General features: G+C 66.7%; 1 pseudogene. It reads left to right on the top strand.

Annotated features, from left to right (window positions below):
• Nucleotides 1–403: pseudogene (locus tag HUS66_RS17535) on the top strand (phenylalanine--tRNA ligase subunit beta); the annotation flags it as partial.

The raw sequence follows: 403 nt of genomic DNA, 5'->3' as shown, positions 1-403 counted from the left end.
GAGCTGGACTCCCTCGAGCAGACGCCGATGATCGGCGGCCTGATCACCGGTGCCCGTCTGCCGGAAGGCTGGAATGGCGGTCGTGACAAGGTCGATTTCTTCGATCTCAAGGGCGATGTCGAGGCACTGCTGGCACTGGGCGGCAATCTGGATGCCTGGCGCTTCGAAGCTGCCGAGCATCCGGCACTGCACCCGGGCCAGTGCGCTCAGCTGTTCTTCAATGGCGAGCCGGCGGGCTGGATGGGTGCCCTGCACCCGGCGGCGCGCGCCGAGCTTGGCCTGAAGGTCGAGGTGTTCGTGTTCGAGATCACGCTGGCCTCTGCCTGCGCAGGCCGTCTGCCGCGCTTCGCGCCGCTCTCCAGGTATCCGGAAGTGCGTCGTGACCTGGCCTTCGTGGTCGAAG

This window comes from Onishia taeanensis, assembly GCF_013349955.1.
GTDB classification, from domain to species: Bacteria; Pseudomonadota; Gammaproteobacteria; order Pseudomonadales; family Halomonadaceae; genus Onishia; species Onishia taeanensis_B.
This window is presented reverse-complemented; position numbering and strand designations above follow the sequence as displayed.